Source organism: Bradyrhizobium sp. AUGA SZCCT0177 (genome assembly GCF_018130125.1).
In the GTDB taxonomy this organism is placed as follows: Bacteria; Pseudomonadota; Alphaproteobacteria; order Rhizobiales; family Xanthobacteraceae; genus Bradyrhizobium.
Window position 1 is genome coordinate 64,809 of sequence record NZ_JAFCMA010000014.1, and the last position, 12,933, is coordinate 77,741.

20 protein-coding genes are annotated in these 12,933 nt (G+C 62.7%); 14 read left to right on the top strand and 6 right to left on the bottom strand.

The window, feature by feature from the left end; all coding sequences use genetic code 11:
* The first annotated feature begins 55 nt into the window (after nt 1-55).
* From JQ597_RS17885 to JQ597_RS17910, 6 genes are all read left to right on the top strand, one after another.
* On the top strand, nt 56-967 hold the full coding sequence (locus tag JQ597_RS17885; RefSeq protein ID WP_212265561.1) for a metallophosphoesterase: 912 nt from the start codon (nt 56-58) through the stop codon (nt 965-967).
* A gap of 72 nt (nt 968-1,039) precedes the next feature.
* Nucleotides 1,040-1,255 (top strand): hypothetical protein, encoded by a 216-nt coding sequence (locus JQ597_RS17890; RefSeq protein WP_212265562.1) that lies wholly within the window; start codon nt 1,040-1,042, stop codon nt 1,253-1,255.
* 8 nt (nt 1,256-1,263) lie between these two features.
* Complete coding sequence (locus JQ597_RS17895; protein WP_212265563.1) at nt 1,264-1,554, top strand: type II toxin-antitoxin system RelE/ParE family toxin; 291 nt, start codon at nt 1,264-1,266, stop codon at nt 1,552-1,554.
* Nucleotides 1,551-1,997, top strand: a complete 447-nt coding sequence (gene ybgC / locus JQ597_RS17900) for a tol-pal system-associated acyl-CoA thioesterase (protein WP_212265564.1) — start codon at nt 1,551-1,553, stop codon at nt 1,995-1,997. Before JQ597_RS17895 ends, ybgC begins: the two co-directional genes overlap by 4 nt.
* A gap of 71 nt (nt 1,998-2,068) precedes the next feature.
* Nucleotides 2,069-2,536, top strand: a complete 468-nt coding sequence (locus JQ597_RS17905) for a nuclear transport factor 2 family protein (protein ID WP_212265565.1) — start codon at nt 2,069-2,071, stop codon at nt 2,534-2,536.
* A 6-nt stretch (nt 2,537-2,542) separates the two neighbouring features.
* Entirely contained in the window at nt 2,543-3,103 is a 561-nt protein-coding gene (locus JQ597_RS17910) for a TetR/AcrR family transcriptional regulator (protein WP_212265566.1), read from the top strand.
* A gap of 183 nt (nt 3,104-3,286) precedes the next feature.
* Here the strand turns inward: JQ597_RS17910 and JQ597_RS17915 are convergent, their stop codons facing one another.
* Nucleotides 3,287-3,931, bottom strand: a complete 645-nt coding sequence (locus JQ597_RS17915; RefSeq protein WP_212265567.1) for a glutathione S-transferase family protein — start codon at nt 3,929-3,931, stop codon at nt 3,287-3,289.
* A 109-nt stretch (nt 3,932-4,040) separates the two neighbouring features.
* On the opposite strand from JQ597_RS17915, the gene JQ597_RS17920 reads away from it, so the two are divergent.
* Complete coding sequence (locus JQ597_RS17920) at nt 4,041-4,751, top strand: TetR/AcrR family transcriptional regulator (protein ID WP_212265568.1); 711 nt, start codon at nt 4,041-4,043, stop codon at nt 4,749-4,751.
* A 133-nt stretch (nt 4,752-4,884) separates the two neighbouring features.
* On the opposite strand, the gene JQ597_RS17925 is transcribed toward JQ597_RS17920, so the two are convergent.
* Complete coding sequence (locus JQ597_RS17925; protein WP_212265569.1) at nt 4,885-5,850, bottom strand: 2-hydroxyacid dehydrogenase; 966 nt, start codon at nt 5,848-5,850, stop codon at nt 4,885-4,887.
* Between the two features lie 257 nt (nt 5,851-6,107).
* Here JQ597_RS17925 and JQ597_RS17930 point away from each other — a divergent pair, with 257 nt between their 5' ends.
* The 3 genes from JQ597_RS17930 (at nt 6,108) to JQ597_RS17940 (ending at nt 8,060) form a co-directional block, all read left to right on the top strand.
* Nucleotides 6,108-6,476, top strand: a complete 369-nt coding sequence (locus JQ597_RS17930; RefSeq protein WP_192736849.1) for a YciI family protein — start codon at nt 6,108-6,110, stop codon at nt 6,474-6,476.
* Complete coding sequence (locus JQ597_RS17935) at nt 6,473-7,747, top strand: RNA polymerase sigma factor (RefSeq protein ID WP_212265570.1); 1,275 nt, start codon at nt 6,473-6,475, stop codon at nt 7,745-7,747. Before JQ597_RS17930 ends, JQ597_RS17935 begins: the two co-directional genes overlap by 4 nt.
* Before the next feature lie 97 nt (nt 7,748-7,844).
* On the top strand, nt 7,845-8,060 hold the full coding sequence (locus tag JQ597_RS17940) for a hypothetical protein (protein WP_212265571.1): 216 nt from the start codon (nt 7,845-7,847) through the stop codon (nt 8,058-8,060).
* Here JQ597_RS17940 and JQ597_RS17945 read toward each other — a convergent pair whose 3' ends face one another.
* Both JQ597_RS17945 and JQ597_RS17950 read right to left on the bottom strand, forming a co-directional pair.
* Nucleotides 8,061-8,357 (bottom strand): hypothetical protein, encoded by a 297-nt coding sequence (locus JQ597_RS17945; protein WP_212265572.1) that lies wholly within the window; start codon nt 8,355-8,357, stop codon nt 8,061-8,063.
* A gap of 81 nt (nt 8,358-8,438) precedes the next feature.
* Complete coding sequence (locus JQ597_RS17950) at nt 8,439-8,864, bottom strand: globin family protein (protein WP_212265573.1); 426 nt, start codon at nt 8,862-8,864, stop codon at nt 8,439-8,441.
* A gap of 634 nt (nt 8,865-9,498) precedes the next feature.
* Here JQ597_RS17950 and JQ597_RS17955 point away from each other — a divergent pair.
* The 3 genes from JQ597_RS17955 to JQ597_RS17965 are packed head-to-tail and all read left to right on the top strand — an operon-like array spanning nt 9,499 to nt 10,957.
* Nucleotides 9,499-9,924, top strand: coding sequence for a DoxX family protein (locus tag JQ597_RS17955; RefSeq protein ID WP_212265666.1), 426 nt, complete (start codon nt 9,499-9,501; stop codon nt 9,922-9,924).
* A 24-nt stretch (nt 9,925-9,948) separates the two neighbouring features.
* Nucleotides 9,949-10,485 carry an SRPBCC family protein gene (locus tag JQ597_RS17960; protein ID WP_212265574.1) on the top strand — a complete coding sequence of 179 codons (537 nt, stop codon included), beginning with the start codon at nt 9,949-9,951 and terminating at the stop codon, nt 10,483-10,485.
* Nucleotides 10,486-10,540: 55 nt separating this feature from the next.
* Nucleotides 10,541-10,957 (top strand): VOC family protein, encoded by a 417-nt coding sequence (locus tag JQ597_RS17965; protein WP_212265575.1) that lies wholly within the window; start codon nt 10,541-10,543, stop codon nt 10,955-10,957.
* Nucleotides 10,958-11,078: 121 nt separating this feature from the next.
* Here JQ597_RS17965 and JQ597_RS17970 read toward each other — a convergent pair whose 3' ends face one another.
* Both JQ597_RS17970 and JQ597_RS17975 read right to left on the bottom strand, forming a co-directional pair.
* On the bottom strand, nt 11,079-11,510 hold the full coding sequence (locus JQ597_RS17970; protein ID WP_249147987.1) for a hypothetical protein: 432 nt from the start codon (nt 11,508-11,510) through the stop codon (nt 11,079-11,081).
* Between the two features lie 69 nt (nt 11,511-11,579).
* Entirely contained in the window at nt 11,580-12,368 is a 789-nt protein-coding gene (locus tag JQ597_RS17975) for an SDR family NAD(P)-dependent oxidoreductase (RefSeq protein WP_212265577.1), read from the bottom strand.
* Nucleotides 12,369-12,521: 153 nt separating this feature from the next.
* On the opposite strand from JQ597_RS17975, the gene JQ597_RS17980 reads away from it, so the two are divergent.
* The gene (locus JQ597_RS17980) at nt 12,522-12,905 is read left to right on the top strand and encodes a cupin domain-containing protein (protein WP_312011107.1); all 384 of its coding nucleotides are present in this window, start codon (nt 12,522-12,524) and stop codon (nt 12,903-12,905) included.
* The last annotated feature ends 28 nt before the right edge of the window (nt 12,906-12,933 follow it).

Genomic DNA, 12,933 nt, shown 5'->3' on the forward strand with positions numbered 1-12,933 from the left:
CCCAATTCCGGCTCAATACCCGCCCATGTTTGCGATGCATCACGATTGACCAGCCATGATTTCACGCCGACATTTCTTTCGATTCTTTGGTGGATTGGGCGCCCTCGGCGTCACGACCACGGCCTACGGATTCTCCGAACCCGCGCTGCAGCTTCGCGTCACGCGATACAACCTTGCGCCGCCGCAATGGCCCACCGATCTCAAGCTCAAGATCGCCGTCATCACCGACCTGCACGCCTGCGATCCCTGGATGTCGCTCGACCGCATCCAGGGGATCGTTGAACGAACCAACGCACTGAAGGCCGACGTCATCGTCATGCTCGGCGACTACGTGGCCGGGCACCGCAAGGTGACGCGCTTCATCCCGGCCGATGAATGGGCGCCGGTGCTGGCCGGGCTGAAGGCCCCGCTCGGCGTGCACGCCATTCTCGGCAATCATGATTGGTGGGATGACAAGGAAGTGCAGCGCGAAGGCAAGGGGCACACCTTCGCCCGCCGCGCGCTGGAGGCGTCAGGCATTCCGGTTTACGACAATGACGCCAGGCGCCTCACCAAGGACGGGCGGCCGTTCTGGCTGGCTGGCCTTGGCGATCAACTGGCCTATTTCCCGGCACGCCGTTTCCGCCCGGTGCGGCGGGTCGGCGTCGACGATCTCGGCGCCACGCTGGCGAAGGTCACCGATGACGCGCCGGTCATTCTGCTGGCGCATGAGCCCGACATCGCCAAGCGCGTGCCGTCGCGGGTGTCACTGCAGCTCTCCGGTCATACCCATGGCGGTCAGGTGCGGTTGCTGGGTTGGTCGCCAGTCGCACCGTCCGGCCAGCGGCTCGCTTATGGCCACATCCGCATGAAGCACGACATCGTCGTCTCCGGTGGCCTCGGCTGCAGCATCATGCCGTTCCGCATCGGCGTTCCCCCGGAGATCGTGCTGGTGACGCTGGGCGGGCAGGGCCCGGCCGTGGCATAAGTTGTCGGAAACGCAATGGCGTGAGCTGCGGTGCACCTGTGCACCCGGTCTGAAATATGTTAATCTATCTTCATGACCTCAGCCGTCGAAAAAGCTGTCGAAGCCCTGGAACTGCTGCCTGCGGAAATGCAGGAGCAGGCCGCCGATTATTTGCTGTCTCAGGCCCGAAAATTCCGTGCGCTCAAGGACGCCATTGACGAAGGAATGGCTGACGTCGAAGCGGGAAGGGTTGTTCCCTGGGATTTGGAAGCCTTCCTCAAGCAAGCACGGGCAAAGGCGCAGGGGTAGGTGCTGTCGTGCGGGTCGTCGTTTCGTTGCGGGCTCGTTCCGATATTCTCGATATTCATTCATATCTCTCTGAACGCAGTCCCGTCGTCGCCGATCGAATGTTGGCCAGATTTTCTCAACGGTTCGATGAACTCCGCGAGTTTCCCTTCCTTGGACCTGATCGGAGCGAACTGCGCGCGTCGCTGCGAGGACTTTTAATGGACGGCTATACTGCATTCTACATGGTCGAACCGGACCAGATTGTTATCGTTCGTGTGCTTGACAGCCGGATGGATATCGAGCGGGAGTTGTCGAAATGACGCCCCACATCGACGGCGAGGTCCGCGACGGCCGCCATCACATGCAGGTCCGCGTCTATTATGAGGACACGGATTTCTCCGGCATCGTTTACCACGCCAATTATCTGCGCTTCATGGAGCGCGGCCGCACCAATCATCTGCGGCTGATGGGTGCCGATCAGCAGGCGCTGTTCGAACAGGCTCAGGCTGAGACGCCGGGCTTTGCCTTCGTGGTGCGCTCGATGGAGATCGATTTCCTGCGCCCGGCGCGGATGGACGATCTGCTCGATGTGGTGACCTGGCCGATCGCGGTGAAGGGCGCCTCGATCACGCTGGCGCAGGAGGTGCGGCGCGGCGAAGAGGCGCTGGTCACCGCCAAGGTGCGCGTCGCGTTCATCTGCGAGGGCCGCGCAAAACCGATCCCGAAATCGCTGCGGCAGCTGATGAAGGCCGATCTGGATTAATTTCGCCGAGTACTTGACTCTCTGTACCGATCGGTACAGTCTCGAGCTCTATTCAGAGCTGGAGATACTTGATGTCGCGTCCGCCATTGCCGCCGTTCACGCGAGAGACCGCCGCCCAGAAAGCCCGCATGGCGGAGGACGCCTGGAATTCGCGCGATCCGGTCCGCGTCTCGCTGGCCTATACCGAGGACAGCCGCTGGCGGAACCGCGCCGAATTTTTTCAGGGCCGTGATGCGATCGTCGAATTCCTCACCCGCAAATGGGCGAAGGAGCACGAATACCGCCTGATCAAGGATCTCTGGGCGTTCGATGCCAACCGCATCGCGGTGCGCTTTCAATATGAATGGCATGACGAGGCCGGGCAGTGGCACCGCTCCTACGGCAACGAGCAGTGGGAGTTCGACGAGCATGGCCTGATGCGCCGGCGCGAGGCCAGCATCAATCATGTCGAGATTGCCGAGAAAGACCGCCGCTTTCATTGGGCCGCGCCTGGACCGCGTCCGGCGGATGTCGCGGGCTTGAGCGAGAGCCCGTTCTAGCTAGCTATGGCCAAAACCGTTTCCGAACGCGCCGATCTGTTGCCGCTGATCTCGGAGGTGTTCCGCAGCCACGGCTATGAAGGCGCGACGCTGGCGCTGATCGGTAAGGCCACGGGCCTGGGGAAGGGCAGCCTCTATCATTTCTTTCCCGACGGCAAAGCGCAGATGGCCGCGGAAGTCCTGGCCGAGATCGATCACTGGTTCGAGGTCAATATCTTCGCGGCCCTGCGCAAGTCCGATGATCCCGCACAGGCGATTGCCGACATGACCGCTTGTGTCGACCGTTATTTCCGCTCGGGGCACCGCGTCTGCCTGGTCGGCGTGATTGCGCTCGGGGCATCGCGGGATATTTTCAGCTCGCAGGTGCAGGATTATTTCAGCCGCTGGAACGATGCGCTGGCGCAAACACTGCGGCGCGCCGGGCTGAGCACAAGCGTCGCGCGGCGGCGATCCGCCGATGCGCTGCTAACCATTCAGGGCGCGCTGGTGCTGGCGCGGGCGCTCGACGATACCAAAGTGTTCGGGCAGGCGATGGTGGATATGAAGGCGCGTTTGCTGGCGAAGTGAGATTGGCGCCACTCTCCATCCACGTCGTCCCGGCCTTGAGCTCAGATGTGCAATTGCACATCGGGGGACCCATACCGCGTGATCTATCGCAAGAAAAAAGCCGGCAGATACTGCCTGCAGTTACACCCGCCGCAGCGTATGGGTCCCGGCGTTCGCCGGGACGACTCGTGGTGAGATTCCGCCTTACGCCGCCGCCTTGTGCCGCGCGACCTCGGCCTGGTACAGCGCGAACTCTTCGGCCAGCGCCTTGGCGACGCTCGGCCGCTTCTTCATCCGCTCGAGATAATCCTTCACGGCTGGATATTTCGAAAAGTCGATCATCGGGGTTGCGATGCTCCAGTTCAGCACGGTGGTGAGATAGGCGTCCGCCACGCTGAAATGGTCGAGCACGAATTCACGCCCCTCGAGATATTTGTTGAGGTAGTCGAGGCGCGACAGATACCGCTCCAGCGTATAGGCCTTGACCTCCGCCGGCACGGTCTTGCCGAGCAGCGGCGTGAACAGGCCCTTGTGCAGTTCGGTGCCGATGAAGCACAGCCATTGCTGCAGCTTCGAGCGTTCGATGCCGGGTTTGGCGCCGATATTGGAATCGGACAACCACTCGGCGACGTGCTGCAGGATCGCGGCGTTCTCGGTCAGCGTTACGCCGTCGTCGGTCCGCACCACGGGCACGAGGCCGAGCGGGTTAATGGCGTAGAAATCCGAATCGTCCTTCAACACGCGTTTGGTCTTGGGGTCGACCTCGATGAAGTTGGCCTGGCTGCCGGCCTCATACAGCGCGATCCTGGTTGCCATCGAGCAGGCGAGGGGCGAGAAATAAAGGTCCATGTACGAATCTCCCTTGGGTCACTTTTGCGCTTGGGTTCAGTCGGTCGTAACGGCTAAGCTTGATTTATGTACCGCTCAGTATAAATAAGCGTCAAGGATTATTTGCAAGATGGTACAAAAAAGAAACCCGCCGGCGCCACGGGCCCGGCCGGAGGCTGCATTGCTGAAGCCCGCAAAGCCTCAGCCTGCGAAGCCGCAGCCCCCGGCCGGCGGCGCCCCACCAAAACGCCGCGGCCGGCCGCGCGCCTATGAGCCCGACGTGGCGCTGTCCCGCGCGCTCGATGTGTTCTGGAAGGACGGATTTGCCGCGACCTCGCTCGACGATCTCAGCGCCGCCACCGGCATGAACCGGCCGAGCCTCTATGGCGCGTTCGGCGACAAGCGCGAACTCTACAAGAAGACCTATGAGAGCTACCGCAACCGCGCCCGCGCGCGGATGGGCGAAGCCTTTGCGGCCGACATGCCGCTGCGGCCGATGCTGCTTCGGATCTATGGCATCGCGCTCGACATGTATCTGTCGGGCGAAGGCGGCCCGCGCGGCTGCTTCACGGTCATGACCGCGACTTCGGAAGCGGTGTTCGACCCTGACATCCGCGCCCTGGTGGTCAACGGCCTCGTCGAGATGGACCGCTTCTTTGCGCGGCTGTTCAAGATCGCACAGGAACGCGGCGAACTGTCCGCCTCCGCCGATCCGCAAGTGCTGGCGAATCTCGCGTCGGCGACGATCCACACCATCGCAATCCGCGCCCGCGCGCAGATGCCGCGCGCCGAACTGGAAGCGCTCGTCAACGGCGCGGTCGATGTGATGGTGCGGGGGTAGATTTGGTCGTCCCGGCGAAGGCCGGGACCCATACGCCGCGGCGGATGTTGTCTGACAAGAAGGCAACGATCAGCGTGCAAACCAATAATCGCTAGTGGCTATGGGTCACCGGCCTTCGCCGGGACGACGACCACTAATACCCCTGCTTGCGATCCACTACATTCTCCAGCGCGCCGCCGGCCTCGAAGCGTTCGATCTGGCGCGCGACGTATTTCGAAATTTCCTCAGGATCGGTGTCGGCGGCGTTGTGCGGGGTCAGCACGACCTTCGGATGGGTCCAGAACGGGCTGTCGGCAGGCAAGGGCTCCGTGACGTAGACGTCGAGCGAGGCGCCGCCGAGCGTGCCGTCTTCCAGGCAGCTCAGAATATCCGCCTCGTTCTGCGAAGCCCCGCGGCCGGCATTGATCAGGACCGGCGCGCCCATTGGGCTTGAGCGGTTGAGTTTTTCGAACACGGCGCGATTGAGGATACCGCGCGTATCCGTCGTTAGCGGCAGCAGGCTGACCAAAATGTCGGTCTGCCGCAAAAACGTTTCCAATTGCTGCTCGCCGTGAAAGCAGGGGACGCCGGCGATCTCCTTGGGGCTGCGGCTCCAGCCCACGACCTTGAAGCCGACATGTTTGAGGACGCCGGCGGCATGGGCACCCAGCGCGCCCAGCCCCATGATGCCGACCGTGATCGCGCCCGCCGCCCATTGCGGCTGCGGCGACCAGCGTTTCACCCGCTGGCTCTCGCGCAGATAAAGCTCCTGCCGGTGATGCATCAGCGCGTGCAGCACGACATATTCCGTCATCCGCTCGGTCAAATCGGGGACCGCGACCCGCACCAGCGGCACGTCGGGCAGCGTGGAATCCACCATCAGCGCATCGACGCCGGCGCCGAGATTGAAGATGATGCGCAAATTCCTGAACGCGGCGAGCTCCCCGGGCTTCGGCTTCCACACCGCGGCGTAATGGACCTCGGCCGGGTCGAACGACGCATCCGGCATCTCCACTATGGAGCGATCCGGGCAGACGTCGCCAAACCGCTTCATCCACCGCGACGCTGCCCAGTTATCGGTCCCGCCACGCACCAGCAGCGCAAGCGCCCCTTTTTTCATTGATTTTCCCTTCGTATCGCCACGCAGCGTGACCGTCTGATGGATTGAACCATTCCTCTAGCCTCCTTTCACCAAGCAAGGGAGATACCAACGGCCAAATTCACCGTGATTCCGGCCGCGATCATGGCTGTCATGCACCTGCCGGTATTTCGGTTGTCGGTCTCTGACAGGCACGGAACACCCGAAAATTTCTTTCGCTCCCCTGTCGGCTACAGGCATAATCGTTCGTCATAACAGAGAACGGAGATGCGGGTCGCATGCTGTACGCCATCCTTTGCTACCACGACGAAGATTTTACGGGTTCCTGGACCAAGGAACAGGACGCCGCGGTCATGACCAAACTGCGGGTCGTGCAGGACAAGCTCACCAAGCAGGGCCGGCTCGGCCCGGTGGCGCGGCTGTTGCCGACCACGTCGGCGACCACCTTGCGCAAGGACGATCCGCCGGTCGTGATCGACGGCCCCTATGCCGAGACCAAGGAGCAATTGCTCGGCTTCTATGTCGTCGATTGCGAGAATCTCGACGCGGCGCTCGACGTCGCGCGCGATCTCGGCAAGGCCAATCCCGGTGGCGCCTATGAAATCCGTCCAGTTGGCCATTTCACACCCGGGAGCGCCCCGAAATGACTGACACCGCCTGGATCGATAGCGCGCTGACCTCGGCGCGTCCCCAGGCGGTCGGCGCGCTGCTGCGCTATTTCCGCAATCTCGACACCGCCGAGGAAGCCTTCCAGAACGCCTGCCTGCGAGCGCTGAAGAGCTGGCCGCAGAATGGCCCGCCGCGCGATCCCGCGGCGTGGCTGATCATGGTCGGGCGCAACGTCGCGATCGACGACATCAGGCGAGGCCGCAAGCAGGAGCCGCTGCCCGAGGACGACCACGCGATCTCGGATACCGGCGACGCCGAGGAGCAACTCGCCGAGCGGCTCGACGGCTCGCATTACCGTGACGACATTCTGCGGCTGCTGTTCATCTGCTGCCATCCGGATTTGCCGGCAACGCAGCAGATCGCGCTGGCGCTGCGCATCGTCTCGGGCCTCTCCGTCAAGCAGATCGCGCGCGCTTTCCTGGTTTCGGAAGCCGCGATGGAGCAGCGCATCACCCGCGCCAAGGCGCGCGTCGCGGATGCCGATGTGCCGTTCGAGACCCCGGGCGCGGTGGAGCGCACCGAACGGCTGGCTGCGGTAGCCGCGATGATCTACCTGATCTTCAACGAGGGCTATTCGGCGAGCGGCGATACCGCCGAGATCCGCAGTCCTTTGTGCGAGGAAGCGATCCGGCTGGCGCGGCTGTTGCTGCGGCTGTTCCAGAGCGAGCCCGAGATCATGGGGCTGACCGCGCTGCTGTTGCTGCAGCACGCGCGCGCCGCGGCGCGGTTCGATGCCGACGGCGCGGTGATCCTGCTCGACGACCAGGATCGCACGCTGTGGAATAGCAAGATGATCGCCGAGGGGCTGGCGCTGATCGACAAGGCGATGCGCCATCGCCGCAGCGGGCCCTATCAGATTCAGGCGGCGATATCCGCCCTGCATGCCCGCGCCGAAAAGCCTGAGGATACCGACTGGACCCAGATCGATCTGCTGTATGGCGCGCTCGAAATCATGCAGCCGTCACCCGTGGTGACGCTCAACCGCTCTGTCGCCGTTTCGAAGGTGAAAGGTCCCGAAGCCGCGCTGGACATGATCGAGCCGCTGGCGGCGCGGCTGTCGAATTACTTTCATTACTTCGGCGTGCGCGGCGCCTTCCTGATGCAGCTCGGGCGCAACGAGGAAGCCCGTGTCGCCTTCGACCGCGCCATCGCACTGGCCAACACCTCGGCCGAAGCCGCCCACATCCGCATGCATCTCGACCGCCTGATGCGCGACAGCAAGCCGCGCGGCGCCAAGGCCGGGAAATAGCCTCGTTTCGCGTGACGCCGGGCCATCCGGCCTCCCGGATTTGAACCGCGCCGTAACGCCCCGCGACCAATCGGCAAAGGTGGAGCACGGGCTCGTGATGATCGGCATTCTGCGAAAGGTCGCTTTCGGCGAACCTGCCAGCGCGAAATTTTTCTGCCTGCGCTGGATCGCGCGGCCGCTTCTGTTCGCTTTGCCCATTCCTGTCGTGGCGGCGTGGTGCGACATCCAGCCAAGCTGGAACATCTTCGTGTTCACGTTGTTCTGCGTGGCCTGGTCTGATTGCGTGGACGGAATTGGAAAGCAGGATCGATAGCTAGCGCCTCGATGACGGCTTCCGCTTGGGCTGAAGCGCCGCCGGAAATGGCGCGCTCACCACGGAATCAATCTTGTCGCAAATCGTCTTTCCAAGGCCGCAATAATACCGTGACGCGGCGAGCGCGCACCTGACCCGATTGTCGCGCCGCGCCATCTTGATGATCTTGTCGACCAGTTGCGGCGACGCGACATGAAGCAGGGACGCCAGATCGCCCCGGCCGATCTCCGCTTGCTCCTCGAGGCTTGCGCCGCGCAGGGCGATCAGGATCGAATCAAGCTCCAATTGCGGATCCATGTCCTTCCACTCTCGTTCGAGATGAACCGACCTATGTCGCCTCAACCTCGTCCGAGGTTCGACAAGCACCGGCGGCGCCGGTCATGCGGCGTTCGGAACCGTCTTTGCCGCATTGCGCATCACGCCGGCGACTGCCGTGTATGCAGCGATCCAGGCGTCCTGCACGGGCGGTGTCCATGCGGTTTGCAGGCCTTGTTCGAGTGTCCACAGCAATGCGGCGCCGACCGAGTCGTAATGCTTGTCGAGGACGCCGTACGCGACATGTTTCCTGCCGAGCGTTTCCAGCACCGGGATCAGCGGCGCGAGATTATCGAGACCGGCGATCACGGTCGCCAGCGCCTGCATCAGCTTCTTGCGCTGCTCCGGCATGTCGGTGCTCTTGAACATGGGGCGCGTGGAGGGGTCGATTTCGAACAACCGGCCGTAAAACAAGGTCGCGGCGGTATCGGCGATCGGGACCACGAGGCTCCAGGTGGTTTTGACAAGCGCCTTTTGTTCGGGGGTCATGGTCGTGCTCCAAATGAATGATCTGCAATGATTGGTCTTCGATGAATTTCGTCGATCGTGCTTTCGCTATCAAAAGCTGCGCGGAAGCTGCGATCGCAATTAACCCTGCTGAGAATATGCAGCCGGGAGATGGCGTTCCCTCGCCGGCGCTTGCGCAGTCAGGACGCGACGCAGGCCGCTTGCAACAGCAGAGTAAATCGCTGCGGCGAGATTTCCGACACCGCCGCCGATGACGATCATGGCGTAGGACATCGAGTCCTCAGGCCGGTTTGTTTTGACAAGCGTCTTTTGTTCGCAGGACATTGGTCGTGCTCCAGAATGGATGGGTTTTGCCGGGGGTGGCTGTTTCGATTGACAGCCGTTAGTCGCGCCTTCGCGATGAAAGGTTCGTGCCGGGCGCGCGGTTATTTCAATCGCATGTCGCTGATCGCACGCATGAAATCGGCCATGGTGATGTGTGCCATCTCGATCAGAGATGCCCTCGCCAGAGACTGTGTTGGCGGCGTGCTCCGTCGATTCCCATTGCTTGCGGCGTGAGTTGCGGCCCCTGAAAAAAGTTCGGCCCGTCTGTCTGTTTGCGCCGGGCTCGTTCGTCCTGGAATTGTGCAAATGACAGGAGAAAGCCATGTCCACCATGTCTGCGATCGCCGAACCCGCGCCGGTCGCCAAAACCGCCCGCTGGACCGGCCGTATTCTCTCCGGCCTGGTCATCGTGTTCCTGCTGTTCGACGGCGCCATCAAGCTGGTGCCGTGGCCGGTCGTCACGGAAACGATGGACAGGATGGGTTATGGTTCGAGCGAAACGCTGGCGCGCAGCCTCGGCATCATCACCATCGTCTGCACCGTGCTGTATTCAATGCCGCCGACCTCGATTCTCGGCGCCATCCTGCTCACCGGTTATCTCGGCGGCGCGATGGCATCCCATGTCCGGATCGACAGCCCGCTGTTCACCCACACGCTGTTCGGGCTTTATCTCGGCCTGATGGTATGGGGCGGGCTCTGGCTGCGCGACCCGGCCTTGCGCAGTTTCATTCCTTTCCGCCGCCGAATTGCATCATAATCACCAACCCGTACGGAGCCTGACATGCTCGACATCATTGCCATCATCGCCGTCGTGTTGGCGATTGCCATCGCCGCGGTGCTGATTCTGGCCGCGACCAAGCCGAATACTTTCGAGGTCCAGCGCGCCATCAGCATCAAGGCGCCGGCGGACAGGATATTTCCGCTGATCAACGATTTTCACCAATGGCGCAGCTGGTCGCCCTACGAGGACAGGGATCCCGTGCTGAAGCGCACCTATGGCGGCGCCGACAGCGGCAAGGGCGCGGTCTATGCCTGGGACGGCAACAAGAATGTCGGGTCCGGCCGCATGGAAATCCTTGAAACGTCAGTGCCCTCGAGGATCCTCATCAAGCTCGATTTCTTCAAGCCGTTCGAAGGTCACAACACCGCCGAATTCACAATGCTGCCGCAGGGCGATGCTACTCATCTGACCTGGACGATGACCGGGCCCGCCGTGTTCCTGTCCAAGGTGATGCAGGTGTTCATGAACCTGGACCGCATGATCGGCAGGGATTTCGAGACTGGTCTTGCCAATCTGAAAAAGCTCACCGAGAAGTAGCGCACGTTCACCGCAAATTCGTTCACGCCAAATCTGTTCACCCAAGGAGCCAACGATGCAGGTCAATCCCTATCTGTTCTTCAACGGAAATTGCGAGGAAGCGCTGAGATATTATGAAAAAGTGCTCGGCGCCAAGATTGACGCGATGATGCTCTATGAAGGTGGGCCGGCCGACATGCCGACCCCGGCGGAATGGAAGAAGAAGATCATGCACGCCAGTTTCACGGTCGATGGCGAGGTGGTGATGGCCTCCGATGCATTTCCCGGCGACTTCCATCAGCCGCAGGGTTTTGCGGTCGCGCTGCAGGTCGATGATCCCGCCGATGCCGAACGCCGCTTCAAGGCATTGGCCGATGGCGGCACCGTGAAGATGCCGTTTGCCAAGACCTTTTTCTCCAATGGTTTCGGCATGTGCGTCGACAAGTTCGGCACGCCCTGGATGGTCAACTGCCCGGCAGATATGCAGTCATGATGGTGGGTAATTGACGTTGTAGGGTGGGCAAAGGCGCACTTGCGCCGTGCCCACCATCTACGTCGCGCAGGGATTGGTGGGCACGCTTGCGCTCTACCATCCTACAAAGGTACAAAGCCCTTCACCTGCACGACGGGTAAATCGCGGCGAGTTCGCGCCCGCGCAGCAACAACATCCGCGACGTCAATCCGCCGCGGCGGCTGATCCAGTTACGGACCGGCTCCGGATAGGCTTCCAGCACCGCCTGCGACGCTTCCGGTTCGGCATACATCCGGCCGCGGCGGTCGATCGACCGCGCGCCGTGGAAGCCGAGCACCGCGCGGCGCGTCACGCAGATGCGTTCGTTCGGCACGGTGCTCAGCACCAGCGTGCAGGCCGACAGGCATGGCCCGTCGATCACGACGCGTTCGCCGGACGCGCGCAGGCGCTCGAACAGGTCGAGAAACGGGCCGACCTGTCCGCCGGGGCTGGCGAGGATGCGCACCTCGGCGCGAACAGGTGAAACCGCAGCGCACAGCGCCGCCGCAACAACAATTGCCTTGATGAGCGCCATTCGCATGTGCGGCTCCTTCGTCCCGGAGCTGTTGAATTAGTCAACGTTGGCGCGTCCGGCAAGGCTCCGTCAGCCGTTCCTTCGTTCCCCGCGCAGCGTCGGCAAGCCGATGCCGGCGGCATCAAAACCGCCGTCGACGGCGAGGACCTGCCCGGTGATGTAACTGGAACGGTCGCTGCACAGGAAGAACACCGCTTCCGCCAGTTCTTCTTCGAGGCCATAGCGATTGAGCGGAATGGCATCGTGGTAATCGGCGCGGATTTCCGGGGTATGAACCGCCTTCGCCATCGCGGTCTCGACCGGGCCTGGAGCGACGGCGTTGACGCGGATGCCGAGCGAGGCCAGTTCGACCGCGAGCTGCTTTGTCAAATGCGCAAGCCCCGCTTTGCTGGTGCCGTAGGCCGAGCGCAGCGTGGAGGCGCGCACCGCCGAGATCGACGTGATGTTCACCACTGCGCCGCCGCCATGTTCGCGCATCAGGGGGGCTGCGGCCTTGGTGCAGATGAATGGCCCGGTGAGATTGACCGCGAGGATCCGGTTCCAGTCCTCGTCCGATGTCTCGAGCAGGGGTGCGAACACCGCGACACCTGCGTTGTTGACCAGCGCATCGAGCCGGCCAAAACGCCCGATCACATTTGTCATCGCGGAGGCCACCGCGCCGGCATCGCTGACGTCGCAATGCAGCGCCAGCGTGTTGTCGGGATCGGCCAGCGCCGCGACCGCGCCACGCAGCAATTCGCCCTCGATGTCGAGCAGCGCCACCCGCCAGCCATCGGCGAGAAAGCGTTTTGCGGTCGCAAGCCCGATGCCACGCGCGGCGCCGGTGACAAGTGCGACTTTTGATAGGGAAGGAGGCATGGAGGGGGTCCGCTGGTGATTGATTCTTTCGCTCTATACCCCACGCCGCTCATTGTGTCTCGAACCTGCCGGCAGCCCGCGCTTGCATGCTGCGCCGCATCCGGCGCACGTTCTCAAACCACGCGAGGTCACGGCAACCGAAAGGGTCCGGCAATGATGGTGGTCGACGTCAGGGATATGCCACCGGAGCAATGGCGGCTGGGCGTGGAAACCCGCATGCTGGTTTCGGCGCGCAACGGCGCGGCACATTTGTGCATCTTCGAGCAATGGATCGCGCCCGGCGCCGGCGCCCCGACGCATTCGCACCCCGTAGAGGAGGTGCTCACCGTGCGCGAGGGCGAGGCCGAGATGTGGCTCGGCGAGGAACGCAGCATCGTCACGTCGGGGCAATCCCTGATCGTGCCGGCCGGGCAACTGCACGGCTTCCGCAATTCCGGCACCGACATGCTACACATCCATGCCGTGCTGGCGTCGCCAATCTTCGAGGCCACGGTGGAGGGCTCAACGGAAGTGACGCGGCGGTGGGACCAGGTCTGAGCGAACGCCCCCCTATAAAAAAGCCGGC